The 25694-nt window shown below is 69.0% G+C and carries 14 protein-coding genes and 1 pseudogene; 6 read left to right on the forward strand and 9 right to left on the reverse strand.

Translation table 11 applies throughout. The features are described 5' to 3' along the window. Nucleotides 1-45: 45 nt before the first annotated feature. From G361_RS0130145 to G361_RS0130155, 3 genes are read right to left on the reverse strand one after another with little or no spacing between them, the layout of a single operon-like run. Complete coding sequence (locus G361_RS0130145) at nucleotides 46-903, reverse strand: ABC transporter permease (protein ID WP_019930868.1); 858 nt, start codon at nucleotides 901-903, stop codon at nucleotides 46-48. Continuing rightward, nucleotides 900-1859: an ABC transporter permease gene (locus G361_RS0130150; protein ID WP_019930869.1), complete on the reverse strand. Its 960-nt coding sequence runs from the start codon at nucleotides 1857-1859 to the stop codon at nucleotides 900-902. Before G361_RS0130150 ends, G361_RS0130145 begins: the two co-directional genes overlap by 4 nt. Then, the gene (locus tag G361_RS0130155; protein ID WP_019930870.1) at nucleotides 1856-3445 is read right to left on the reverse strand and encodes an ABC transporter substrate-binding protein; all 1590 of its coding nucleotides are present in this window, start codon (nucleotides 3443-3445) and stop codon (nucleotides 1856-1858) included. The genes G361_RS0130150 and G361_RS0130155 overlap by 4 nt, the downstream gene beginning before the upstream one ends. 342 nt (nucleotides 3446-3787) lie before the next feature. Between G361_RS0130155 and G361_RS45440 the strand changes: the two are divergent. The 5 genes and pseudogenes from G361_RS45440 (at nucleotide 3788) to narI (ending at nucleotide 13614) form a co-directional block, all read left to right on the forward strand. Next, nucleotides 3788-6084: pseudogene (locus G361_RS45440) on the forward strand (arylsulfatase). 407 nt (nucleotides 6085-6491) lie between these two features. Continuing rightward, the gene (locus G361_RS0130165) at nucleotides 6492-10247 is read left to right on the forward strand and encodes a nitrate reductase subunit alpha (RefSeq protein WP_036495602.1); all 3756 of its coding nucleotides are present in this window, start codon (nucleotides 6492-6494) and stop codon (nucleotides 10245-10247) included. 10 nt (nucleotides 10248-10257) lie between these two features. Then, entirely contained in the window at nucleotides 10258-12045 is a 1788-nt protein-coding gene (gene narH / locus G361_RS0130170) for a nitrate reductase subunit beta (RefSeq protein ID WP_081635695.1), read from the forward strand. 151 nt (nucleotides 12046-12196) lie between these two features. Continuing rightward, nucleotides 12197-12877 carry a nitrate reductase molybdenum cofactor assembly chaperone gene (gene narJ / locus G361_RS0130175; protein WP_019930873.1) on the forward strand — a complete coding sequence of 227 codons (681 nt, stop codon included), beginning with the start codon at nucleotides 12197-12199 and terminating at the stop codon, nucleotides 12875-12877. After that, complete coding sequence (narI, locus tag G361_RS0130180) at nucleotides 12874-13614, forward strand: respiratory nitrate reductase subunit gamma (protein ID WP_019930874.1); 741 nt, start codon at nucleotides 12874-12876, stop codon at nucleotides 13612-13614. The genes narJ and narI overlap by 4 nt, the downstream gene beginning before the upstream one ends. Before the next feature lie 16 nt (nucleotides 13615-13630). On the opposite strand, the gene G361_RS0130185 is transcribed toward narI, so the two are convergent. From G361_RS0130185 to G361_RS0130195, 3 genes are all read right to left on the reverse strand, one after another. Then, nucleotides 13631-15367 carry an amidohydrolase family protein gene (locus G361_RS0130185; RefSeq protein ID WP_019930875.1) on the reverse strand — a complete coding sequence of 579 codons (1737 nt, stop codon included), beginning with the start codon at nucleotides 15365-15367 and terminating at the stop codon, nucleotides 13631-13633. Nucleotides 15368-15412: 45 nt separating this feature from the next. Continuing rightward, nucleotides 15413-17062, reverse strand: coding sequence for a class I adenylate-forming enzyme family protein (locus G361_RS0130190; RefSeq protein ID WP_019930876.1), 1650 nt, complete (start codon nucleotides 17060-17062; stop codon nucleotides 15413-15415). 162 nt (nucleotides 17063-17224) lie between these two features. Next, nucleotides 17225-17560 (reverse strand): TfoX/Sxy family protein, encoded by a 336-nt coding sequence (locus tag G361_RS0130195; RefSeq protein ID WP_019930877.1) that lies wholly within the window; start codon nucleotides 17558-17560, stop codon nucleotides 17225-17227. A 134-nt stretch (nucleotides 17561-17694) separates the two neighbouring features. On the opposite strand from G361_RS0130195, the gene G361_RS0130200 reads away from it, so the two are divergent. Further along, nucleotides 17695-19395, forward strand: coding sequence for a metallophosphoesterase (locus G361_RS0130200; protein WP_026343681.1), 1701 nt, complete (start codon nucleotides 17695-17697; stop codon nucleotides 19393-19395). 79 nt (nucleotides 19396-19474) lie between these two features. Here the strand turns inward: G361_RS0130200 and G361_RS0130205 are convergent, their stop codons facing one another. The 3 genes from G361_RS0130205 to G361_RS0130215 all read right to left on the reverse strand — a co-directional run bounded on the left by G361_RS0130205 (nucleotide 19475) and on the right by G361_RS0130215 (nucleotide 25654). Next, complete coding sequence (locus G361_RS0130205) at nucleotides 19475-20527, reverse strand: alpha/beta hydrolase family protein (protein ID WP_026343682.1); 1053 nt, start codon at nucleotides 20525-20527, stop codon at nucleotides 19475-19477. Nucleotides 20528-20596: 69 nt separating this feature from the next. Then, the gene (locus tag G361_RS0130210) at nucleotides 20597-24718 is read right to left on the reverse strand and encodes a non-ribosomal peptide synthetase (RefSeq protein WP_231387124.1); all 4122 of its coding nucleotides are present in this window, start codon (nucleotides 24716-24718) and stop codon (nucleotides 20597-20599) included. 486 nt (nucleotides 24719-25204) lie between these two features. Further along, nucleotides 25205-25654: a VOC family protein gene (locus G361_RS0130215; protein ID WP_019930881.1), complete on the reverse strand. Its 450-nt coding sequence runs from the start codon at nucleotides 25652-25654 to the stop codon at nucleotides 25205-25207. Nucleotides 25655-25694: the final 40 nt, after the last annotated feature.

Genomic DNA, 25694 nt, shown 5'->3' on the forward strand with positions numbered 1-25694 from the left:
CCGTTCCGGTCGGCGAAAGGACGGTACTGGGGACGGTCACGGTGGTCACCCCGTCCGCCGGGCCCGGCCCAGGGCCTGGGCGATCAACAGGAAGCCGAGCGTCAGTCCGGCCACCAGCACCAGCGGGCCGACGGCGAACGCGGGATTGGCGTCCAGATTCGGAATCGACTCGGCGATGATCGATCCCAGCGAGGGCTGCGGCGGCCGCACCCCGATACCGATGAAGCTCATCGCACTCTCGACGAACACACCCAGCGACAGCGACAACGCGAACTGCACGATCAGCGGCTCGAACACGTTGGGCAGCACATGTTTTCGCAGCGTCCACCAGGTTCCGGCGCCGATCACAGCGGCGGCCTCGACATACGGCTGCTCGCGGACCCGCAGGACCGCCGTGCGGATCTGCCGACCGAAGCCCGGGATCTCCGCGGCGATGATCACGATCACGACCGCCTCGGTGCCGGGCCCGATGACCGCGGCCAGCGCGATCGCGAAGATCAGCGTGGGGAAGGCCAGGATCACGTCGAAGACGCGCTGCGCCACCACATCCGCGGCGGCGTTCGTGGTGGCCAGCAGCCCCACCAGGGACCCGATCACCGCTCCGATCGGCACCGCGACGAACACGATGAGCAGATCGACCCGCATGCCGTGCAGCGCACGGGAGAACACGTCCCGGTTGAGATGGTCGGTGCCGAACCAGTGCGAGGCGCTCGGGCCGAGCAGATTCGCACCCGGAATCTGAACCAGCGGAGCGTAACCGGTGAGCAGATCGGCGAACAGGCCCGCGGCGGCGATGATCAGCACCAGCAGCAGCCCGGCCAGGCCCTGCCCGCCGCGGAACGCTCGCAGCAGCGGATGCGGGCGCCGCGCTTCGGTTTCGGTGACCGCCGGCGACGTACTCATGCCGGTCCGCCGATCCGGATGCGCGGATCCAGCCAGGCGTGCACCAGGTCGGTGATCAGCTGGATCACCACGAAGATCACGACCGACAGCAGCAACAGCACCTGCACCACCGGATAGTCGCGGCGGCTGATGCCCTGCTGGATCAGCTGGCCGATGCCCGGCCAGGCGAAGGTGGCCTCGACCAGCACCGCGCCGCCGAGCAGTTGGCCGGTCTGCACGCCGAGCGCGGTCAGCGCGGCCGGCGCGGCATTGCGCAGCGCGCCGCGAATCACGATCTGCCGGTGCGGAATTCCCAGCGACCGCGCGGTGAGCACATACTGTCTGCCCAGTTCGGTGCGCAGCGCCTCGGTGAGGAAGCGGGTGAGCGCCGCGAACACCGGCAGCGACAGGCACACCGCGGGCAGGATCAGATACTGCACCGCGATATCGGGACGCGCGATGAAGCCGTCCGGCGGCACGCCGCCCGCGGGCAGGACCGGAATCACCACCGCGAACACCAGCACCAGCAGCACGCTGGTGACGAAGGTCGGCACCGCGATCGCCACCGTGTTCAGCGCCGTCGCGAACGCGGTCAGCCAGCGACTGGGCCACAGCACCGTGGCCGTCGCCAGCAGCACCGCGGCCACGATCGCCAGCAGCAGCGCCGCCAGCGCCAGGACCAGGGTGTTGCCGAAGGCCGCGCCGACCAGATCGGTGATCTGTCCGCCGATGATGTAGGAGCGGCCGAGCTGCCAGGTGAAGATGTCGCCCAGCCAGGTGACGTACTGCGCCGGGATCGACCGGTCCAGGCCCAGCTGATGCCGGATGGCGGCGACGGTGTCGGGCGTGGCGTCGCCACCGGCCAGGATGTGCGCCGGATCGCCGGGCACCAGCCGCAGCACCAGGAAGATCAGCACCGAGGCCGCGAACAGCACGATCAGCAGAGATGGCAAGCGGCGCAACAGATATCGGATCACGACAGATACACCCCGGTGTAGAGGGTCTCGCGCCGCTTGGTCCAGTCCAGGCCGTGCACCTTCGCCGCGGTGGCCGCCTGCTGGTAGCGGACGCCGATCTCGATCAGGAACAGGCCCTCGAGCAACTGGTCGGACAGCGCCTGATACGCCTGCACCGCTCGGCTGTTCGTGCCGTCGGTGGTCTGCCAGGCCGCGTCGGCGGCGGCCACGTACGCCGGAGAGTCGTAGTGCGAGGCGTTCTTCCGGGCGTTGAACGGATAGGCGCTGACGGTGAGCGTGGACGGGACGAACTGCGCCCAGGAGTGGTCGGTGACCCACAGGCCGGGGAAGTTCGCGCCGATCAGGTTCTTCACGAAGGTGGCGTTCTCCTGCGGGTCCAGGGTGGTCTCGATGCCCACCTCGGCCAGGTTCGCCTGCACGATCTGCGCGGTCGACTGGTAGAACGGCGACAGGGTGTTGTAGGTCAGCGGCAGTTTCGGGATCGGACCGAGTTGTGCCAGTAGCGCTTTCGCCTTCGCGACATCGCGGGTGTACCTGCTGTTGCGGGCCGGGTCGAAGGCCGGCGAGGTCTTCGGCCACGGCAGGTTCAGCGGATATCCACCGCCGCGCAACACCTCCGAGACGATCCGGTCCCGGTCCAGCGCGTAGGCGACGGCCTGGCGCAGCCGCACGTCGGCGAGCGCCGGATTGGTGACGTTGGCGCCCACGTACAGTTGCAGTTCCGCGCCCTCGTAGTTGACGGATTTGAAACCCGTTGTCTTGCCGATGTTCTCGTTGTCGCGATAGCTGACCGCGTCGGCGAGCAGCACCCGGCCGGACTTCAGCGCGTTCAGCTGCGCCTGGGAATCGCCGACGATCTGCGCCTCGACCCGGTCCAGATAGGGCCGGTCCGGCACCCAGTATCTGCTGTTCTTCTCGAACACGATCCGGGTGTTCGGCGTGCGCTCGGTGAGCCGGAACGGGCCGGTGCCGATGTATTTGTCGCCGGTGGCGAAGGCGTCGATGCTCTCCTTGTCGATGATCGGCACGGTGTCGAGCAGATCGAAGATGTTGCCGAGCGCATGGTCGAACCGGAGCACCAGCCGATGCGGATCGCTGGAGTCGTAACTCGTGATCGCGGCGGCGGTGCTCTTCAGCTGACCGGACCATTTCGGATCCGCGTAGGTGCGCAACGAGAATTCGGCGTCGGCGGCGGTGAACGGCCGGCCGCTGTGGAAGGTGACGTCGTCGCGCAGTTGCAGCGTCAGCGATCTGCCGTCGGCGCCGGCGGTCCACGACTCGGCCAGCAGCGGACCCGGTTGCACCTTGTCGTGCGGGTAGCGGATCAGCGATTCGTACACCAGGCCGATGATCAGAACCGCGCCGGAGGTGTTGGTGAAGAAGTTGCCCGGGACCACATCACTGATGGTGGCGATGCTGAGCGTCCCGCCCTTGACCGGCGCGGCATTGTCACCCCCCTGCGATTTCTGCTCGCCGACGGCCGAACTGCAGGCCGCCAGCAGACCGCCGCCCGCGGTCGCGAGCGCGACGATGCTCGCGGTGCGCAGAAAGGAACGGCGGCCGAGCGCGCCGGGGGTCGAATTCATCCTGGATTCCTCGCGATACGGGCCGGTTTCACGTCGTCAACCGGGATGCTCGCGGTTGCGGTGGCCGGCCGTGGATTACGGCACTGACGAGCGAGTGCGCACCCCGACGGTGCGGATCACTCGCATGCGGTGCAACAGCAGCACTCCGGTTCCGGCGCGGAACCGGCGGTGCGCGCGCTGGGTCGACTCGTGTGCATGATCGGGAACGGTAGCGACGCGCGAGGTCGCAGGTCACTGGTTAATCGCAGCGTGCACGAAACCCTTGCGAAAGTGTGTAGTCAATTGTGTACACGGTGAGCGGAACACTGGTTCACCGGTGGCCCGCGATGCTTGGCTGCCCCCATGCCCCTACCTGACCACGCCCGCGGCTACGAACAGTTCACCGGAGCGATCGGCCGGACCACGGCCGACTCCACCCCGGAATGGACCTATCCGCCGGCCGCACCCGCCGGCGCTCCCAACATCATCGTCGTCCTGGTCGACGACCTGGGATACAGCGATATCGGCCCGTTCGGCTCCGAGATCGAGACGCCGACGTTGAATCGCTTGGCGGCGAACGGGATTCGGCTCACGAACTATCACACCACCCCGCTGTGCTCGCCCTCGCGCGCGGCGCTGCTGACCGGGATCAATTCGCATCGAGCGGGTTTCGGCTTCGTCGCCAATGCCGATCCGGGCTATCCGGGGCTGCGGCTGGAGCTGGCCGACGATGTGCTGACCCTGCCGGAGATCTTGCGGCACAACGGATATGCCACCTATGCCGTCGGCAAGTGGCATCTGGTGCGCGACGCCACCTGCATCCGGGGGCGCACCGGGACTCGTGGCCGACGCAGCGCGGATTCGACCGGTACTACGGGTCGTTGGAGGGGTTCAACTCGTATTTCCACCCGAACCAGCTGATCTCCGACAGTTCCGCGGTCGATGTCGACGAGTATCCCGAAGGGTATTACGTCACCGACGATCTCACCGATACGGCGATCTCGTATCTGAAGGATCTGCGCGCGCACGACGCGGACAAGCCGTTCTTCCTGTACTTCGCGCACGTGGCGATCCACGGGCCGTTGCAGGCCAAGGACGTGGACCTGGCCAAGTATCGCGGCCGGTACGCGGCGGGCTGGGACGAGTTGCGGCGCAGCCGATTCGCCGCGCAGCTGGCCGCGGGCCTGTTCCCGCCCGGCACCGAGCAGAAGCCGCGCAACACCGAGCCGGGATACGAAGCGCAGGAATGGGATTCGCTCAGCGCCGAGGAGCAGCAGCGGTTCGCGCGCTACATGGAGGTGTACGCGGCGATCGTCGACAACATCGATCAGAGTCTCGGCCGGTTGCTGGACACCGTCGAACAGCTCGGCGAGCTGGAGAACACGATCGTGGTGTTCACCTCCGACAACGGCGGCACCGCGGAGGGCGGGCCGGTCGGAACCCGTAGCTACCTGGCGGAATTCGCGCACGTCGACGATCCGGACTGGGTCGGTGACGTGCCGCACGACGTGGATCTGATCGGCACCGCGCGCCTCGGTGTGCACTATCCGCGCGGCTGGGGTCAGGCGTCGAACACGCCGTTCCGGTTCTACAAGGGGCAGACCTTCGCCGGGGGTGTCCGGGTGCCGTTCGTGATCTCCTGGCCGAAGGGGTTGCCGGAGAACACGCTTCGCGACCAGTACGTGTACGTCACCGATCTCGCACCGACCCTGCTGGAGCTGGCCGGGCTGGAGCGGCCCGGCGTGCGGAACGGGTTGCCCGCCAAGGAATTCGACGGGGTGCCCGCGACCGGCGTACTGCGCGATGCGGCGGCCCGCTCGCGACATGTCGAGCAGTACTCGGAGATCACCGGGCATCGCGGGTTCTACCGGGACGGGTGGAAGCTGCTGGCACTACAGGATCCGCGGCGCGATGTCGACGATCCGCAGTGGCAGCTGTTCGATGTGCGCAGCGATCCGACCGAACTGCACGACCTCGCGGCGCAATTCCCGGAGCGGGTGACGGAACTGGCCGCCGCGTGGGACGAGGCGGGCTGGCGCAACACCGTATTCCCGCTGATCACCCGGCGGGACCTGGCCCGGCGGCGGCCGGAGGAGGCACGCTGGTCGCGGCCGCTGCGCATCCTGGCGGGCACGCCGACACTGGAGCGCTACCGGTCGCAGCAGTTGATCGCGTACCGGGATTTCACGGTCACGGTGGAGTTGGGTGGGTACGCCGCCGGTGACGAGGGGGTACTCGTGGCCCACGGCGATCCGCAGGGCGGATATCTGCTGTATGTAGCGGACGGGCGAATCGTGTTCGGCTACAACGGCTATGGTCGCTACACCGAGGCTTCCGCGCCGATTCCGGCCGGCGCCGCACGGATCGCGCTCGCGGCGGCCGTGCGGCCGAAGCTGCGCTGGGATTTCACCGTCGCGATCGACAGCGCGGTGGTGGCCGAGCTGCCGGATCGGGTGCAGTTGGTCGGCATGTCGCCGTGGACCGGCATCTCCGTCGGCGTCGACGCACGCGGGCCGGTGGCCTGGGAGCTGCGGGAGCAGCGTGGGCCGTTCCGCTACACCGGTGATCTGCGCGCGGTGGTGTACACGCCGGGGCCGCAGGGGGTTCCGGCCGCGACCGTACGCGCGCTCGAGACCGAGGCCGAACTCGTCGGCGAGTAGGCGCGTCGCTGAGCTACGCCGCGACACCGGCAATCGATCGGCGAACGCTTTCCGCGGGTGCTTCGGGCTCGGCGATCATCGGTCCGATCGAGTCCGTGCGGACCGGCCTCGGTCACTCGCCGAATGTAAACATTTGTTAATCAGCCGAGAAGCGGCGGTTTCCAAAGCTTCACCGATATGCGGTCGGCGGGCTCTCCGGTCCTCGGAATTTCGGGGTCCGGAGAGTATCCGCCCAGGTCGGACCCAGGTCGGTGATATTACGCGGCAATCGCGCAGTGACCGGGAGGTTTCCCCGAACTCACAACGCACTTCTCCGGTTTCGGGGGTGTGAGGCGAATGTTTTGCGGCGCGTGGACGGCTCCCTACAGTCGGGATCAGCAGCCTGTCTCTCGCCCGTTGGGGGTGTCGTGGTTATTTCGGATACGTGGGGTTCGGCACCCGATTCCGCAGCGGATCGGCCCGCCGGAAATGCCGGCGACGCGCTGTTGCGCCTGGGCCGGTACTTCCAGCGCGGCGAGGTGTCGGCGGATCTGCGGACCGTGCACAAGGTGGGCGGGCGCGAGGCCGACGAGTTCTATCGGCACCGGTGGGCGCACGACAAGGTGGTGCGCTCGACCCACGGGGTGAACTGCACCGGGTCGTGTTCCTGGAAGATCTACGTCAAGGACGGCGTGATCACCTGGGAGTCGCAGCAGACCGACTATCCGTCGGTGGGGGCCGACAAGCCGGAGTACGAGCCGCGCGGCTGCCCGCGTGGCGCCTCGTTCTCCTGGTACACGTATTCGCCTGCGCGCGTTCGGTATCCGTATGTGCGCGGGGTGCTGCTGGAGATGTATCGGGAGGCGAAGGCGCGGCACAAGGATCCGGTGGACGCCTGGGCGGCGATCGTCGAGGATCCGGAGCGGGCGCGCAGGTACAAGTCGGCCCGCGGCCGGGGCGGATTCGTGCGGGCGGAGTGGTGGGAGGCCGCCGAGATCGCGGCGGCCGCGCACGTCCACACGATCAAACGGTACGGACCGGACCGGATCGCCGGATTCTCGCCGATCCCGGCGATGTCGATGGTCTCGCACGCCGTCGGCGCGCGGTTCATCTCGCTGCTGGGCGGCTCGATGCTGTCGTTCTACGACTGGTACGCCGACCTGCCGGTGGCCTCCCCGCAGGTGTTCGGCGACCAGACCGACGTACCGGAGTCGGCCGACTGGTTCGACGCCGGATATCTGATCATGTGGGGTTCCAACGTGCCGGTCACCCGGACGCCGGACGCGCACTACATGACCGAGGCGCGCTATCGCGGGCAGAAGGTGGTCGTCGTCTCCCCCGACTACGCCGACAACACCAAGTTCGCCGACGAATGGGTGCCGGCTCGGCCGGGAACCGATGCGGCACTGGCGATGTCGATGGGGCACGTGATCCTGAAGGAGTTCTTCGTCGATCGGGACACCCCGCGGTTCACCGACTACGTCACGCGCTACACCGATCTGCCGTTCCTCGTCGCGCTCGACGAGGCCGAGGGTGGCTGGACCGCCGACGGCGAATATCAGGGCCGCACCTGGCGGCCCGGGAAGTTCGTGACCGCCGCCGATCTCGGCCGCACCGGCGAGGGCGACGAGTTCCGCACCGTGCTGCTCGACGACGACGGAAATCCCTTCGTGCCCAACGGATCCCTCGGCGATCGCTTCACCGGATCGGGCACGGGCCGCTGGAACCTGGATCTGGGCGACGTCTCTCCCCTGCTGACGCTGCACGGCCGCACCGACGACGCTGTGGCCGTGCAGTTCCCCCGCTTCGAGGGGGACGGCGCGCGGATCTGCACCCGCGGCGTGCCGACCACCGTCGTGGCGGGCCGGCGGGTGACGACCGTCTTCGATCTGCTGCTGGCCCAGTACGGGGTGGCGCGGCCGGGGCTGCCGGGGCACTGGCCCACCGGATACGACGACGCGACCGAACCGAACACCCCCGCCTGGCAGGAGGGCATCACCGGGGTACCGGCGATCCAGGCCGCCCGCATCGCGCGCGAATTCGCCGACAACGCCGAACGTTCCGGCGGCCGGTCGATGATCCTGATGGGTGCGGGCACCAACCACTGGTTCCACTCCGACCAGATCTACCGCTCCTTCTTCACACTGACGCTGCTGACCGGCTGTCAGGGCGTGAACGGCGGCGGCTGGGCGCATTACGTCGGCCAGGAGAAGTGCCGTCCGGTGACCGGCTGGGCGACACTGGCTTTCGGGCTGGACTGGCAGCGGCCGCCGCGCCAGATGCAGGGCACGGTGTTCTGGTATCTGGCCAACGATCAGTGGCGCTACGATCCGTTCACCGCCGACGCCTTCGCCTCTCCGCTGGGTTCGGGCCGGTTCGCCGGGCGCACGGCCGCCGACAACATCGCGCTGGCCTCGCGGCTGGGCTGGATGCCGAGTTATCCCACCTTCGACCGCAATCCGCTGGATCTGGTGGACGAGGCGGAGGCGGCCGGCAGTTCGCCGCAGGACCATGTCGTCGCGGGGCTGAAGTCCGGTTCGCTGCGGTTCGCCTGCGAGGATCCCGATGCGCCGGAGAACTTTCCGCGCTGCCTGACGGTCTGGCGGGCCAACCTGCTCGGCTCCTCCGGCAAGGGTAACGAGTACTTCCATCGGCATCTGCTCGGCGCGGATTCCAACCTGCAGACCACCGACGCGGCCGGCGTGCGGCCGCAGGAACTGGTGTGGCGGGAACAGGCGGCCACCGGGAAGCTGGATCTGCTGCTGTCGCTGGACTTCCGGATGACCTCGACCACGCTGTTCTCCGATATCGTGCTCCCGGCGGCCACCTGGTACGAGAAGCACGACCTGTCCTCGACCGATATGCATCCGTTCGTGCACGCCTTCTCCCCCGCCATCTCGCCGCCGTGGGAGGCCAAGACCGATTTCGAGGCGTTCCACCGGATCGCGCGCGGATTCTCCTGGCTGGCCGAGAAACATCTCGGGGTGCGCCGGGATCTGGTCGCGGTGCCGCTGCAACACGACACCCCGGACGCCCTGGCCCAGGCCGGCGGCCGGGTCCGGGACTGGAAAGCCGGTGAGTGCGAACCGATTCCGGGCGTCACCATGCCGAAACTGGTGGTGGTGGAACGGGACTACCCCCGGGTGGCGGAGCGGATGGCCGCGCTCGGGCCGCTGGTGGAGACGCTGGGACTCACCACCAAGGGTGTCACCACCCGGCCGGAGGCCGAGGTCGAATATCTGAAGGGCGTCAACGGCGCGGTGATCTCCGGTGTGGCGCAGGGCCGTCCGTCGCTGGCCAAGGATGTGCACGCGGCGGAGACGATCCTGGCGCTGTCCGGCACCACCAACGGCCGGCTCGCGGTCGAGGGCTTCCACGCGCTGGAACGGCGCACCGGCACCGAACTCGCCGATCTGGCCGAGGAGCACGCCGGTAAGCGGATCACGTTCGCCGACACCCAGGCCCGGCCCGTGCCGGTGATCACCTCACCGGAATGGTCCGGTTCGGAGACCGGCGGCCGGCGGTATTCGCCGTTCACCATCAACACCGAACGGCTCAAGCCGTGGCATACCCTCACCGGACGTCAGCACTTCTATCTCGACCACGACTGGATGATCGAACTCGGTGAGCAACTGCCGATCTTCCGGCCGCCGCTGGACATGACGGCGCTGTTCCGGGAGCCGGGTGTGGGCGCGGTCGGCGCGGACGGGGTCACCGTCCGCTATCTGACACCGCATTCGAAGTGGTCGATCCACTCCGCGTATCAGGACAACCTGCACATGCTCACGCTGTCGCGGGGCGGGCAGGCGATCTGGATGTCGGAACGCGATGCCGCCAAGATCGGTGTGGCGGACAATGATTGGATCGAGGCGCGCAACCGCAACGGCATCGTGGTGGCCCGCGCGATCGTCAGTCACCGGATGCCCGAGGGCACCGTGTTCATGTACCACGCGCAGGACCGGGCGGTGGACGTGCCGCGGATCGAGGACACGGCCGCGGCCGGCGCCGCGCGCGGCAAGCGCGGCGGTATCCACAACGCGCTGACCCGCATCATGATCAAGCCGACCCATCTGGTCGGCGGCTACGCGCAACAGTCCTTCGCGCTGAACTATCACGGCCCCACCGGGAATCAGCGTGACGAGGTCACGACGATCCGCCGGCGCGACCAGGAAGTGGAGTACTGACATGCGTGTGATGGCCCAGCTGTCCATGGTGATGAACCTGGACAAGTGCATCGGCTGCCATACCTGCAGCGTCACCTGCAAGCAGGCGTGGACCAACCGCGGCGGCACCGAGTACGTCTGGTTCAACAACGTGGAAACTCGTCCCGGACAAGGGTATCCGCGGCAGTATCAGGACCAGGACCGGTGGAAGGGCGGCTGGACGCTGGACCGGCGCGGGCGGCTCACGCTGAAATCCGGTTCGCGGCTGAAGCGTTTGCTGAACATCTTCGCCAATCCGGATCTGCCCACGGTGTCGGACTACTACGACCCGTGGAGCTACGACTACGACAATCTGCTCAACGCGCCGGCGATGGACACCACACCGGTCGCGCGGCCGAAATCGCTGATCACGGGCCAGGATACGAAGGTCACGTGGGGCGCCAACTGGGACGACGATCTGGGCTCCGGACCGGAGCAGGTGGGCCGGGATCCGTTGCTCGCCAAGCTGTCCGATCAGGTGCGGCTCGAGTTCGAGCAGACCTTCATGTTCTATCTGCCGCGGATCTGCGAGCACTGCCTGAATCCGGCCTGCGCGGCCGCCTGCCCGTCGGGTGCGATCTACAAGCGCGCCGAGGACGGCATCGTGCTGGTGGACCAGGACCGCTGCCGCGGCTGGCGGCAGTGCGTCACCGGATGTCCGTACAAGAAGGTGTATTTCAACCACAAGACGGGCAAGGCGGAGAAGTGCACCTTCTGCTATCCCCGGGTGGAGGTCGGCATCCCGACCGTGTGCTCGGAGACCTGCGTCGGGCGGCTGCGCTACATCGGGGTCATGCTCTACGACGCGGACGCGGTGCTCGCGGCCGCCTCGGTGACCGATCCGAAGGAACTGTATCCGTCGCAGCTCGGCGTCTTCCTCAACCCGCACGATCCCCGGGTGGTCGCGGCCGCCGAGGCGGCTGGGATCTCCCCGGAATGGATTGCGGCGGCGCAGGATTCGCCGGTGTACAAGCTGATCGTGGACTACCAGATCGCACTGCCGCTGCATCCGGAGTACCGGACCATGCCGATGGTCTGGTACGTCCCGCCGCTGTCGCCGGTCGTGGATGTGCTGTCGCAGACGGGGCACGACGGCGAGCGGGCCGGAAATCTGTTCGGCGCCATCGACGCCCTGCGCATTCCGGTCGAGTATCTGGCGGAGCTGTTCACCGCCGGTGACGTCGGCCCGGTCCGCGCGGCACTGCAACGGCTGGCGGCGATGCGGTCGTTCATGCGCTCGATCAACCTGGGCCAGGAGCCCGACCTGGCGATTCCGGACGCGGTGCGACTGGCGCCGGAGGAGATCGAGGCGATGTACCGGCTGCTGGCGATCGCCAAGTACGAGCATCGCTACGTCATTCCCAGCGGCGCCACTTCCCGTGCGCACGAACTGGATTCGCTGGCCACCGGATGCAGTCTGGACGGCGACGGCGGACCGGGTATGACCGCGTTCGACGTGATGGCGGAGAAGTTCCACCTCACCGACGCCAACGGCGCTGCCCCCGAACAGAAGTCGCAGCGGATCAACCTGCTCGACTGGGACGGGTCGCGGACCGAGGGGCTGCTGCCCACCCGCAACGGCGGTTCCGTCACCGCGAACGGCGCACAGGATTCCGCCCACAACGGCAACGGCAACGGCAACGGCAACGGCAACGGCAACGGTGCGGCCGTACCCGGTCACCACGGCGCCACCAACGGCACACCCGCCGCGCATACCGATGGCACTACCTCCCCGAGCGCGGACGAGAGCGCGCCCGAACCGACCGGGGCGGCCCGATGACGGGCACCACGGCCATCCCCGGCCGACTCGGGACCACCGTCGTCGCCCGACACCACCGCGCCACCGAGATCGCGAGCCCGGCATCCGTCGTCGGCCCCCGAGACCACAGCCTCGGTGCGCATCCCCGGTCCGCGCGAAGGGAGTCACGGCCGTGGCCCTGCTGAACCTGCGCCGCCGCCCCGGCCCGGCGGTTTCCATGTCCGAGCGCGACCGGCACCTGGTGTGGCGGCTCTCGGCGCTGCTGCTGGACTATCCGGCCGCCGAGCTGCTCGCCATGCTGGACCAAGTGGCTTCTGCCGCAACCGAACTCCCGGAGCCGGTACGCGGACATCTGATCACGCTGATCACCCATCTGCGCGAGACCGATCCGATCACGCTGGCACAGCAGTACGTCGAGACCTTCGACCTGCGCCGCCGGGCCAGTCTGCACCTCACCTTCTACGCCTACGGCGATACCCGCAAGCGCGGCCTGGCCCTGCTGCGGTTCAAGCACGCCTACCGCCACGCCGGCGCCGAACTCGACGACAGCGAACTGCCCGACCACCTGCCGGTACTGCTGGAATTCGCGGCCACCGTCGACCCGGTCGGCGGGGAGCGGCTGCTCGGCGAACACCTGCCCGTCGTCGAGCTGTTGCGACTGTCGTTGTCCGACAGCGGTTCTCCGTATGCCGCCGTGCTGTCCGCGGTGGTGGCGACGCTGCCGCCGCTGACCACCGCCGACCGCAGGCGGATCGCCGAACTGGCCGCCGCCGGACCGCCCGAGGAGGAGGTCGGCCTGGAGCCGTTCGCCATGGACCCCTCGATGTTTCCCGCTGGAGAGAGCCGCCGATGACCTCGATCGTCTGGCTGACGTTGCCCTACGTCGCCTTCACCTCGTTCGTGCTGGGCCATCTGTGGCGTTACCGCACCGACCAATTCGGCTGGACGACCCGGTCGTCGCAGATCTACGAGTCGCGGCTGCTGCGGCTGGGCAGCCCGCTGTTCCACTTCGGGATGCTCGGGGTGATCGGCGGACATGTGCTGGGCGTGCTGATTCCGCAGTCGTGGACGGATGCGGTCGGCGTCTCCGAACACCTGTATCACGTGGTGGCGGTCTCGGCCGGGTCGGTCGCGGGGGTGGCGGTGATCGCGGGGATCGCGATCCTGTTGTACCGCCGGATCACCGTGCCCGCGGTGCGGGTGGCGACCACCACCAACGACAAGGTGATGTACGTGCTGCTGGCGGGCGCGCTGATCACCGGCCTGCTCAACACCGTGGGCAGCAACCTGCTCTGGGGCACCTACAACTACCGCGAGACGGTGTCGCCGTGGTTCCGCAGCCTGTTCACGCCGCATCCGCAGCCGGAGTTGATGATCGGCACGCCGTGGACGTTTCAGGTGCACGGCCTGATCGTGCTGGCGCTCATCGGTTTCTGGCCCTACACCCGGCTGGTGCACATGTTCAGCGCGCCGGTCGGCTATCTGGTCCGGCCCTATGTCGTCTACCGCAGCAAGGAGATCGACGCGGCCGATCAGCGTCGCTACGCGCGCGCCTGGCGGGCGCCGGTCGTCCCGCCGGTGCGCCGCTGAGCGGGAATCCGGCGATTCAGGCGGTCCGCAGGAACTGCCCGGTCCGCCGGGACCCGAACTCGGGTGCGGCCGCTCCGTCACCGAAAACGTAGGTGCCGCCGACGAATACCGCATTCACCGTGTCGTCGTTGCGGTTGACCATGCGGGACAGGCCGCCGTAGCACGGCACCGCGCTCTCCGCGTACGCGTCGAGGCTGTCGTCGAGCTTCGCCGGATCGATCACGGCCAGATCGGCGCGGTCGCCCACGCGCAGGTGACCGGCGTCGAGCCCGTACCAGTCGGCCAGTTCACCGGTGAGCCGGTGCACGGCGTGCTCGACCGTCATGAACGGCCGTCCCGCCTGCTCGGCCCGGTACACGCGGCGCAGCAGGCGCAGCCCGAAGTTGTAGAAGGCCATGTTGCGCAGGTGCGCGCCGGCGTCCGAGAAGCCCAGTTGCATACCGGGATCGGCGGCGAAGCGGTTCAGCACCTCCTCGCGGTGGTTGGAGATGGTGGTGCGCCAGCGCACCTTCGCGCCGTGCTCGACCACCAGGTCCAGGAACGCGTCCACCGGATGTACGCCGCGGTCGGCGCCGACCTGCCCGAAGGTGCGGCCGATCACCGATTCGTCGGGGCAGTCCACGATCTCGGCGTCGAAGAAGTCGCGGTGCCACACCCGGGTGCCGAACTTCCGCTCGTAGTCCTTGCGGAACCGCCGCCGGTACGCCTCGTCCCGGAGCAGTTGCCGGCGCTCCTCGATCCGGTTCGACAGGTGCAGAGCCGCTGCGCCGGAACCGAATTCCTCGAAGATGACGAAGTCGATACCGTCGGCGTACACCTGGAACGGTACCGGGAGTTGCTGCCAGCGCAGATTGCCGCCGAACCGGTTCAGCAGCCGGGCGGTGATCGGGAAGACCTTCGCGATCCGCGGATCGGCCTTGAGGTCCGCGGCCGACAACAGGCTCACCTTCAGCGGATCGCGTCCGATGCCGAGGGTGCTCATCGCCATCGAGACCACGCTCTGCGGGTGGGTGACGTCCGGGCCGCCCTGCAGCGCGCGATCCCGTTGCCGCAGAATCGCGTTGAGCCGGTGGCGTTCCCGGGTGGTGGCGTAGGTCGAGGGCAGGGTGCGCGACCGGCACAGCTCGCCGTCGATCTTGTCGAAAAGCAGCTGCTGCGAGGACATCCCGACGAATCCGGCGTCCAGCGCCTCGATCAGGTTGCGCTGCATGGCATCCAGCTCGCCGGCGGTGGGCTTCACCTCCTTGCGGGTGGCCCGGTCCAGCCCCATCGCCGCCGTGCGGATGTCCGAATGTCCCAGGAACGCGGCCACATTGGGGCCGAGCGGTAGTCGTTCCAGTGCCGCCGCGTATTCGCCCGCGCTGTGCCAGGTCTTCCGGTCACCGACCGCGTCGATGACGAACTGCCGCGGAATCGCCTCGACACGGCCGAACAGGTCACCGGCGCCCTCGGCGTCCACGTGCACGGTGGACAGCGAGCAGGAGCCGAGCAGGACGGTGGTCACCCCGTGCCGGACCGATTCGGCCAGTGACGGTTCGAGCAGGACCTCGACGTCGTAGTGGGTGTGGATGTCGAGGATGCCGGGGATCACCCACTTGCCCGCGGCGTCGATGATTGTGCCGCAACCACTTCGGTCGAGCGGATCCGGTGAGACCGCCGCGACCCGGCCGTCCCGGATGCCGAGGTGCCGGACCGCCGCGGCGGCGCCGGTCCCGTCGAACCACCGGCCGTTCTCGATGATGCTGTCGAACATGTCCCGCAACCCTTCGATTGCCCCGATCCGAGGGCCTGGCTGTCGTCAGATCGTTATCTCACGCCGGAGGACCTTGCCGGTCGCATTGCGCGGCAACGGTTCCGCGGTGATCAGCCAGCGCACCGGCACCTTGAAATACGCCAGCCGCGACGCGGCGAATTCCCGCAGGCTCGCCTCCTCGACGGCGGCCGGATCGTCCACCACCGCGACGGCGGCGACGATCTGGCCCAGATCCTCGTCGGGCACGCCGATCACGGCCGATTCCACGACCGCCGGATGTTCGTCGAGCACGCTCTCGATCTCGGCCGGGTAGACGTTCTCCCCGCCGCGCAGGATCAGATCGCTGCGCCGGCCGGACATGAACAGGCATTCGTCCCGGAGGTGGCCGAAATCGCCGCTGCGCAGCCACCGTTCGCCGTCGATCGCCGCGGCGGTGGCGGCCTCGTCCTGCCAGTAGCCCAGCATGACGTAGGGACTGCGGATGCAGATCTCGCCGTCCTCGCCGTCCGGCACCGGGCGGCCCTCGTCGTCGCGGATCTCGACCTCGGCGCCGAACACCGCCCGCCCCACCGTATCCGGATGCAGCGCGAGATCGGCGGTGGTGGCCACGGTGGCCGCCGAACCCGCCTCGGTGAGGCCGTAACTCACCGCCAGCGCCACCTCCGCCACCGGCAGCCGCTCGCGCAGCCGCCGATGGAACGCCGCCGAGGAGGGCGCGGTGTTCAGCGAGAATCCGGCCAGCGAGGACAGGTCGTATCCGGACAGGTCGTGTTGCAACATCCGATGCGCCATCGTCGGCACCGCGCCCCAATGGGTGACCCGCTCGCGTTCCACCAGCCGCAGCACCCGGTCGACATCGAAACCGCCGGAATGGATCACGACCGCCGCGCCGGTCGCCAGCCGCGGCAGGGCGAGGTTGTGCAGGCTCGCGATGTGGAACAACGGTGAGGTGAGCAGATAGCGCTTGTCGCTGGGTTCGGTGAACGGCGCGCCGGTGAAGTGCGCGAGCAGGGCGTCCGTGTAGCGGTGATAGTCCACGATCGCCAACAGGTTGCGCTGGGTGGCCACCACGCCCTTGGGCCGGCCGGTGGTGCCGCTGGTGTAGAGGATCACCGCCGGATCGTCCTCGGCGACCGGGGTGCGCGGTCGCGGGCCCGGATGGTCGGCGATCAGCCGCGGCAGATCCGCCGCCGTCGTGAGCACCGGCACCGCGGTACCGGCCCGCGCCAGCGCCTCCGCCCGTTTCTCGTCGGCGACAACCACTTTCGGCGTGGTGTGGGCCAATCCGTAGGCGATCTCCGGCTGCGCCCACCAGGCGTTGTAGCCGACGGCGATCGCGCCGAGCGCCTGGGCCGCGCCGAAGGTCACGAGCCACTCCGGGCTGTTGGCCGCGAGAATGCCGACGCGGTCGCCCTTGCCGACCCCGTACCGCTGGGCCAGGGCCCGCGCCAGCGCGGCGACCGCGGCCTCGTACCCGGCGAAGGACATGCGGCTGCCGGCGGTCACCAGATAGTCCCGATCGCCCCATTCGACGGCCTGATCGAGCAGCTCCTGCAACGAGCGGCGGCGGCGCACCAGCACCGCCGTGGGCACCCCCAGAACGTCCTCCACGGCGGTCTCGAAGGGCGCGCCGGGCTCGGACAGCCGAGCCCGGATCTGCGCCGCGAACTCTCGCGGATCGACGGCATTCGTCATGCCTCACCCCTCACTCGTGTCGAAGGTCGCCGGTGTCCGCTCGATCATCGCGCTTCGGCAGGGTCCGCAGGACCGCAATTCCGCAGAGTGAGCGCGGTCCGGAAAAATCGGACGTGATCCGGCGCACCCGCTACACTCGCCCGCCCGCGGCGGGCGCCCTCGTCACTTGGGTGGCAGTGTGCGCACGAAGCGCAGGCTGCGCTGTATCCACTGCTCCAGTACCTCGTCGGTGGCGACCAGTTCGGTGGCCACGTGCAGCCAGCCGGACCGCTCCCGCCCGCCCATGACCATGGGCACCACCAGCTCGCCGTCGATGAGCCGGTCGGAATCCTTCGGGTCGACCCGGGACAGCAGGCCGCCGCGCCCGCTGGCGGCCACCGCCAGATGGCCGCCGACCAGGAACGCCAGCCCGCCGAACATCTTCTTCTGAACCACATCCGGCAGTGCGGGACCCAGCAGATCCCGAATCCGTTCGGCCAGCTCCTCGTCGTATGCCATGCCGGTATTGTCGCGGCGGGCACCGACAGATTCGCCGCGTACGACCCGGGAAGTCGCCGTCGTTCCGACTATTCACCAAAAGTTCTCGGTTTCCGATTTGCCTCGCGGTTTCCGGTCGACCAGCATCCAGACACATGCCGTCAGATCGCTTGACCCCCGCCGGTGAGATCCCCGACACCGGGATCCCCGCTCCCCTCGCCGCCCGAATGACCATGGCCGAACAGCACGACTGGCATCAGGCGTACCTGCGCCGCCGGTCGGTGTCGCGCCGCAACTTCCTGCGTGGCTCCGCGGCCGCCGCGGCCGTCACCGCCCTCGGCGTCACCCCGTTCGGCAAGCGCGCCTACGCCGACGACGCGCAGCTGCTCGTCGGCGGCCGGCACGTCGGCTACGGCGCCGACGCCGCCAGCCAGCTGCGGTTCGCCGGTCAGCTGTCGCGTAATCCCGGTGGTACCAAGGTGTTCCTCGAGCACGGGCCGACCCCGGCGCTCGGTGGTTCGGTCGAGGCCGAGGTGCGCAACCTGGTGACCCAGATCCCGACCAGCGACGGCGGCGTACTCGGCGCCGAGCAGTTCTACGTGCACGCGCCGGTGGACGGCCTGCCCGGTCGCGCGCCGCACTTCTACCGGTGGCGGACCGCCGACGGCTTCGTCGGCGACATCCGTTCGGCCGCACCGGCGATGGCGACCGCGCGGGATGCGGTGCTGCCCTTCCGGTTCACCATGCTCGGCGATCAGGGCACCGACGACACTCCGACCCAGCCCGGCGGTCTGACCCGCGGCGACTACGACGACGTCTACTACAAGGACGACAACGATCCGGCGGTGCCGCACACGCTCAACGTGCTGCGCCAGATCGCCGCCAGCAAGGGCGATTTCCACATCCTCGCCGGTGACATCGCCTACGCCGACCCGTCGGGTGCGGGGAAGAAGCCGCAGTTCGTGGCGCACGGCAACCCGGCCGACGGCTTCGACAAGTACAACCCGTTCGTCTGGGACGTGTACCTGAACTCGATCGAGCTCAGCAGCTCGGTCACGCCGTGGATGTTCGCCACCGGCAACCACGACATGGAGGCCGCCTACGGCGATCACGGCTACGGCGGACACGCTGCGCGCCTTGATCTTCCGAACTCGGGCCCGGCGGGCTGCCCCTCGGTGTACTCGTTCACCTACGGCAACGTGGCGGTGCTGTCGCTGGACGCCAACGACGTGTCCTATGAGATCAAGGCCAACACCGGATACTCCGGTGGCGCCCAGACCGGTTGGGTGGAGCGGACTCTCGCCGCGTACCGGTCGAATCCGAACATCGACTTCATCGTCTGCTTCTTCCACCACTGCGCCTACTCCACCACCGACTCGCACGCCAGCGACGGCGGCGTGCGCGCGGCCTGGACCGGGCTGTTCGACAAGTACCAGGTGGATCTGGTTCTCCAGGGCCACAACCACATCTACGAGCGGACCGATCCCATCCGGGCCGGGCAGCCGACCCGGGCCGCGGGCGACAACTCGGTCGTCTACGGCGCCACCGACGGCACGGTGTACTACACCGTCGGCGCCGGCGGCCGGCCGCGCTACGGCTTCCAGCCGGGCTCGCAGGAGACCTACCGCGGGCACGAGGTCGCCGACACCAGCGTGCCGAACAGCTACGTCTGGGGTTCGGACGGCAAGAAGCAGGACGAGGCGATCGCCTGGTCGCGGGTGCGGTTCCGCAACTACTCGTTCATCCGGGTGGACGTCCGCCCCGGATTCTTCTCCAGCGAGATGGACGTCGTCGCGGTCGACGAGTACGGCCACGAATTCGACAAGGTCACCTACCGCCGCCAGGTCCAGAGCTGAGCCCGGTCCCCGGACACGGCGAGGCCGGTCCGCGTTCGTCGCGGACCGGCCTTGCCGGACAGGCGTTCCCGGCTGTCGCTCAGACCCCGAGGGCCGGGGCGAAGACGTTCCAGGAGTTGTGCAGATCGTCCTGCCAGTACGGCCAGGCGTGAGTTCCGTTGCGGTGCACCACCGTAGCCGGAATTCCCAGCTGCCCGAGCCGGCCCAGCAGGGTGGCGTTGCAGTTGTCGACGAAGGTCTCCATCCCGCCGCCGACCGCGATCCGGTCGGCCAGCGCACCGACGTTGCCGTTCAGCGACGGATCCTCCAGCCGCTCGTGCGCACCGAGCATCCCGTTGCCGGTGGAGATGTAGAGGGCGGTGCCGCGCAACCGCTCCGCGTTCACCGCGGGATCGTGTGCGGCCCAGTTCTGATCGGTCCACCCGCCCCACATGTTGTCCGCGTTGGCGCCGTAGGGAGCCAGCTGCGCGTGAACGTACATGCGCGCCAACGGATCACCGGCGCGCGGACAGCCGCTGTAGGAGCCGACCGCCTGATACAGCCCCGGCGAGTCGATCGCCAGATCCAGTGCCGAGGTCGCCGACATCGACACTCCCGCAACGGCATTGCGGCCGGTCATCTGGAACCGCTCGTTCAGCAGCGGCGGCAGCTCACGGCTGAGGAAGGTCGCCCACTTGTTGCGGCCGAGCACCGGATCGTCGGCCACCCAGTCGGTGTAGTAGCTGGCCCGGCCGCCCATCGGCACGATGACGTTGACCGGCTTGTCGGCGAAGAACTGCGCCACATCGGTGCGCTTGGTCCACGGGCCGCCGTCCTCGCCGCCGTCGACCGCGTTCAGCAGATACAACGCCGGCGCGGGGCCGTCCGGATGCGACATCCACAGCGAGATGTCGCGATTCATGGCCGCCGAATGCACGACCACGTCGAACTGGCGGCCGGTGATCGGCCGGACCGAGACGATGGCCGACCCGCCCGGATCGGCGGCGATCCGCCCCTTCGGCGCGTCCGGTGCGTCGGAAGCGACATGCGACTCCGACGCCTCCGGGGCATCGGGCTCGGCGTGAGCGACCGCGGGCAAAATACAAGCAAATGCCGCGGACGCTGCGACCAGATAGCGTAGTAGCGGTTGCATGCCGGAAGTATTTCACCTGCTAGACGGAATATTCGGACACGCGCCGGGCGTGTTCCCCCGTCGTCCCGGTCAGCGTGCGCCGTCGGCCTCCAGATGTGCTGCCAGTAGCGGGCCGATAACGGTGACCACATCGGAGTTGGTGAGCTGGGCGTGGGTCGCGTCGACGGGATGTTCGATCAGCCGGCCCGTGACGTACGGCCGCCACAGTCCGGAGTCGAACAGTTCGGTCTGGCCGCGGGTGGCCGAGAAGTACAGCAGATCGCCGTCGAACATCCCGGGCCGGTAGCCGTGCGAGAGCCGGATGCCGTCCACGTATCCGCGATGCAGGCGGGTCAGCTGGTCGGCGGTGAGCCCGGAACCGAGGGACGCACCGGTGGCCAGCACCTCGGCCGCCTCCTCGGCGGTGAGATCCGCGAGTTCGTCGGCGTCCTCCGGTTCGTCGCCGAGCAGGTGGGTGAGCAGATCACGCATCCGCGGCACGGGCGGCGGCGGCATGTCGTCGGGGAATACGACGCTGTCCAGCATCGCCAGTACCCGCACCGGCAGGCCGCGCTGCCGCAGCCGGACCGCGACGGCGTGCGCGATCTGACCGCCGAGCGACCAGCCCAGCAGGTTGTACGGTCCGTGCGGCTGCACCCGGAGGATCTCCGTCACGTAACCCTCGGCGAGATCGTCGATGGAGGCGTCGCTGCGCGGCTCACCCGACAGGGTGAGCGCCTGCAGACCGTAGACCGGGCGATCGCTGATGTAGCGCGCCAGACCGGTGTAGCACCAGGCCAGCGGCACCGCGGAATGTACACAGAACAGCGGTGGCTTGGCGCCGCCGGGACGCAGGGTCAGCACGACGCCCAGGGCGTCGTCGTCGACCGTGCCGTCGTCGGTCGCGATCCGCTCCGCCAGCGCCGCCACAGTCGGCGCGGTGTAGAGCCAGCGGACCGTGACCGCCTTACCGGTGGCGGCCACCAGTTCGGCCGAAAGTTCCACGCCCAGAAGCGAATCGCCGCCCAGATCGAAGAAGTCGTCGTCCAGCCCGACCCGCGCCGCCCCGGTGGTCGCGGCGAACTGCTCGGCCACCAGGATCTGCAACTCGGTCTCCGGCGCGCGGTAGGGCCGCCGCACCATGGCGGGTGCGGGCAGGGCGGCGCGATCGACCTTGCCGTGCGCGGTGACCGGCAGCCGGTCCAGCTGGACCAGCTGGGTCGGCACCAGTGCGGCCGGCAGCAGATCGCGCAGCCGCTGGATGAGATCCGCTGTGTCCAAGGCGGTTCCGGGCACCGCCGGGATCACGTAACCGATCAGCCGGGCGTTGCCGTGGGTGGTGTCGACGGTCACCACCGCGCGGTCGACCTCCGGCAGCCCGTTCAGCGCGGTCTCGACCTCACCGGGCTCCACCCGGCGGCCGCGCAGGGTCAGCTGGTCGTCGGCGCGGCCGAGGAAGGTGAATCCGGTGGCCGCGGGTGCGAGCACGAGATCGCCGGTGCGGTAGAGCCGTTCACCGCTGCCGAACGGGTCGGCCACGAAACGCTCGGCGGTGGTACCCGGACGGCCGAGGTAGCCGTGCGCGACACCCGGACCGCCCAGATACAGTTCGCCGCGACCGCCGGGCGGCGCCTGCCGCAGCCGCGAATTCAGCACCACCGCACGCACTCCCGGCAGGGCCGCACCGATCGGGGCCGGCTCGTCGGCCACCAGCGGGTCGGATTGGGTCACCATGACCGTGGTCTCGGTGGGCCCGTAGCCGTTGAACATCCGCAGCGCGGGCGCCCATTTCCGGATCACATCGGCCGGGCAGCTCTCGCCGCCCACCACCACGACCTCCAGGCCGGGCACATCCTCCGGCGACAGCGTCGCCAATACCGCGGGGGTGGTGAGGAAGTGGGTGATCCGCTCGGACTCGATCAGCCGCCGCAGCTCCGCGCCGGCCACCACCGCCGGTGGCACCACCACCAGCCTGGCCCCGGATGCGAAGGCGGACAACAACTCCAGCAGATGCGCGTCGAAGGAGGTCGCATTCGCGTGCAGCACCCGGGAATTCGCGTCGACCCGGTAGCGGTCGACGATGAAATCGGTCAGCAAGCCGAGACCGCGATGCCCGGTGAGCACGCCCTTCGGCCGGCCGGTGGTACCGGAGGTGTAGATCACGTACGCGGTGTGATCGGGGTGCAGGTCCGCGATCCGGTCGCGGTCGGTGATCGCGGCGCCGGACCGCCGCGCCACCCGCGCCGCGAGCTCCGGATCGTCCACGGCCAGCCAGGTCACCTCCGGCGGCAGCGCGGTCAGCGCCGCGCGGGTCGTGAGGCCCAGGCGCGCACCGGAATCCGTCACGAGGGCGGCGAGGAACCGGGCCGGGTCGGCGGGATCCACCGGGGCGAAGGCCGCGCCGGTGCGCGCCACCGCCAGCAACGCCAGCACCGACTCCGCCGAGCGCGGAATCGCCAGCGTCACCACGGTTCCCGGGCCCGCGCCGCGCTCGATCAGCTCCCGCGCCCATTGCGCGGACAGTTCGTCCAGCTCCCGGTAGGTCCAGCTGCGGGTGCCGTCGGACAGCGCGACCCCGGCCGAATTCGCGCCGGCGCACAACAGATCCGGCAGCAGCCGCCGTTGCGTCGCGCGCGGCCGGGCCACCGGCAACGGCGCCGGTGCGGGATCGAGGGTGCGCACCACCTGATCGGGGCCGGCACCCAGGAAGCGATGGAAGTAGGCCAGGAAGGCGCGATGGTGCCACGCCACCGTATCCGCCGCGTACAACGCCGGATTGGCCTGCATATCGATGCTGGCGGCGCGCGCGTCGGGGCCCAGCTGGAATCCGTTGACCAGCAGATCCTCCACCATGCCCAGCGACATCAGCCGGGCCTGCGCGGTCATCGCGCCCAGTTGCAGCGGCTCGATCATGCCGAGCGCGTTGAGCACCGGCCCGAATCCGCCACGCACGACCTGATAGTCGCCGCGGTCGTGCATCATGTCCTCGTAGCGGTAGCGCTGGTGCCGCAGCGCGCCGATCACCCGGGTCCGCACCTGCTCGACCGCCTCGGCGACGGTGCCACTGCGAATCGCTCTCAGCCGCAACGGAACCACATTGGACACCGAACCGGCCGACCGGCGCAGCGCCGCGGTCGCGCGGGCCGCCACCGGCAGCGACAGCACCACGTCCTCGTTACCGCTCATGGCACTCAGATAGCAGGCGAAGGCGGCGACGGTCAGTTCCGGGAAGCTGGCGCCGCTGTGCTGCTGGGCCGCCTCGAGCAGCAGCGCCGTGGCCTCCGGCAGGGTCGCCTCGACCCGGTGCGGGCTCGGCATCGGCGCGGCGCGGCGGCCCGCGAGCCCGACCACCTCACCGCCGCCGGACAACTGCTGATGCCAATATTCGCTGTCGGCCTTGGCGCGTGGCGATTCCCGGTAGGCGCGTTCGTCCTCGAGGATCTCGAGCATCGACATCGGACGCTGCGTCGCCGTGATTCCGGTGTGCCACTTGGGCCGTTGCGTACTGGCGCGCATCCGCCGCAGCGCATCCGCCGCCTCGTCGTCGCCGAACGACTCCGGATCGACTGTCAGGGCGTACAACTCGGTGGTGCGGCGCAGCACCGCGACGGTCCCGACGCCGTCGAGCACGATGTGATGGCTGCGCAGGTACAGCAGATGCCGGTCCGGGCCGACCCGGAACAGGGTGGCCAGCGACAGCCGGTCGCGCAGCAGATCCATCGGCAGCCGGTAGTCGCGCTCCATGATCTCGGTGGCGGCCGCGATCGGATCCGCGCGGCGGCTGACGTCCTCGATGCGCGGCACGTCGAACGCGTTCGGATCCAGGTACTGCCGCGGTTGCCCGTCGACCAGCCGGAACCGCAGATGCGGCGACTGCAACTCCCACGCCGACTGCGCGGCGCAGTGCCGCAGCAGATCCACATCGATGCGACCGGCCATATCGAGGTGCAGGGCAACCGTATTCGGCACGTCCGGATACAGCTGCTGCGCCACCCACCAGCGCAATTGCGCTATCGACAGGGGATATTCGGTACCGGCCTCCGGCATCTCCACGGGCGGCTGCGGCAAACTACCCAGATGCACCGCGCGATCGGTGCACAGGGCGTTCACCCCTTTCCCGCCGTTCCGCATCCCAGCGCCGATATCGAGTCCCGTGGCGACAGCCGTTGCACCCGGTGCGCCCTGCGGCCCGTCGACAGCTCCCGTCACCATGCCTCCTCGCATGCGGCGAACACCTACATGTACGTACCTAGCAAATGAACGGCATACACGATGTAGCGGCGGGCTTTCGGTGACGCGCCGACGAAACCGGCACCGAGACCCCGCTTTCCCGCCGAACACCGGTGTGCGTCGGCGAGCAAGCGCGGATGATTCTATAGCTGCAACATTGCCAAAGTCCGGATCCGCGTCACAAATCGCCCGTCGCGGAGGTCACCGTATGTCCGGCGATGCCGTGCCGGGCACTGCTGCCGGTACCCGGCCGCGCCACGGATGCACCACCCGGAGATATCCGGAAACCGCAGGGCGCCAACGATTTCCGCGCGACGCCAGTTCCCGCGCGCAAAACGGTCGTCGCCGTACCACCCGCCACCCGCACAGCGCCGGCGATCCGGCCGGACCTCCGCACCGCCGGGCGTGCCGGGTCGTCGCCGTACCCGATCGCGGGGCCGGACCGGTGCGGTCACCCGGACCGCCGGTTCAGGGCTGATCGTGCGCGTCGCGCAACACCTGGATATCGATCTTGGACATGGCGCGCAACGCATCACCGACCGCCGCGGCCCGCTCCCCGCTCATCAGTTCCGGCAGCTCGGTCGGGACGATCTGCCAGGACAGTCCGTACCGGTCCACGAGCCAGCCGCAGGGACCGGGCTTGCCGCCGTCGGCGGTCAGGGCATCCCACAGCCGGTCCACCTCGGCCTGGGTGTCGACGAGTACCTGCAACGAGGCCGCCTCGGAGAGCGGGTGATCGGGCCCGCCGTTGAGCAGGCTGATCGTGTGCCCGGCCAGCACCAGCGAGACGACGAACGCCGACCCGTCCGGGTTGCGGGCGATCTCGGTGATCTCCGAACCGGGAATGAGCCCGGTGTAGAACTCGGCGGCCTCCTCGGCGCCGTGGTCGAACCAGAGGAAGGTGGTGACGATGGTCATACGGATACTCCTCGAGGTGATGGAAGTCGGTCGTCACTAC

The sequence above is a fragment of the Nocardia sp. BMG111209 genome (assembly GCF_000381925.1).
GTDB lineage: Bacteria > Actinomycetota > Actinomycetes > Mycobacteriales > Mycobacteriaceae > Nocardia.

Bases quoted from the DNA above. Each gene is read 5' to 3' on its own strand.
- G361_RS0130190 (WP_019930876.1), bottom strand. From the start codon at position 17,062: ATGACGAATGCCGTCGATCCGCGAGAGTTCGCGGCGCAGATCCGGGCT.
- G361_RS0130195 (WP_019930877.1), bottom strand. From the start codon at position 17,560: ATGGCATACGACGAGGAGCTGGCCGAACGGATTCGGGATCTGCTGGGT.
- G361_RS0130215 (WP_019930881.1), bottom strand. From the start codon at position 25,654: ATGACCATCGTCACCACCTTCCTCTGGTTCGACCACGGCGCCGAGGAG.
- G361_RS0130205 (WP_026343682.1), bottom strand. From the start codon at position 20,527: ATGCAACCGCTACTACGCTATCTGGTCGCAGCGTCCGCGGCATTTGCT.
- G361_RS0130200 (WP_026343681.1), top strand. From the start codon at position 17,695: ATGCCGTCAGATCGCTTGACCCCCGCCGGTGAGATCCCCGACACCGGG.
- narH (WP_081635695.1), top strand. From the start codon at position 10,258: ATGGCCCAGCTGTCCATGGTGATGAACCTGGACAAGTGCATCGGCTGC.
- G361_RS0130155 (WP_019930870.1), bottom strand. From the start codon at position 3,445: ATGAATTCGACCCCCGGCGCGCTCGGCCGCCGTTCCTTTCTGCGCACC.
- G361_RS0130145 (WP_019930868.1), bottom strand. From the start codon at position 903: ATGAGTACGTCGCCGGCGGTCACCGAAACCGAAGCGCGGCGCCCGCAT.
- G361_RS0130210 (WP_231387124.1), bottom strand. From the start codon at position 24,718: ATGGTGACGGGAGCTGTCGACGGGCCGCAGGGCGCACCGGGTGCAACG.
- narI (WP_019930874.1), top strand. From the start codon at position 12,874: ATGACCTCGATCGTCTGGCTGACGTTGCCCTACGTCGCCTTCACCTCG.
- G361_RS0130185 (WP_019930875.1), bottom strand. From the start codon at position 15,367: ATGTTCGACAGCATCATCGAGAACGGCCGGTGGTTCGACGGGACCGGC.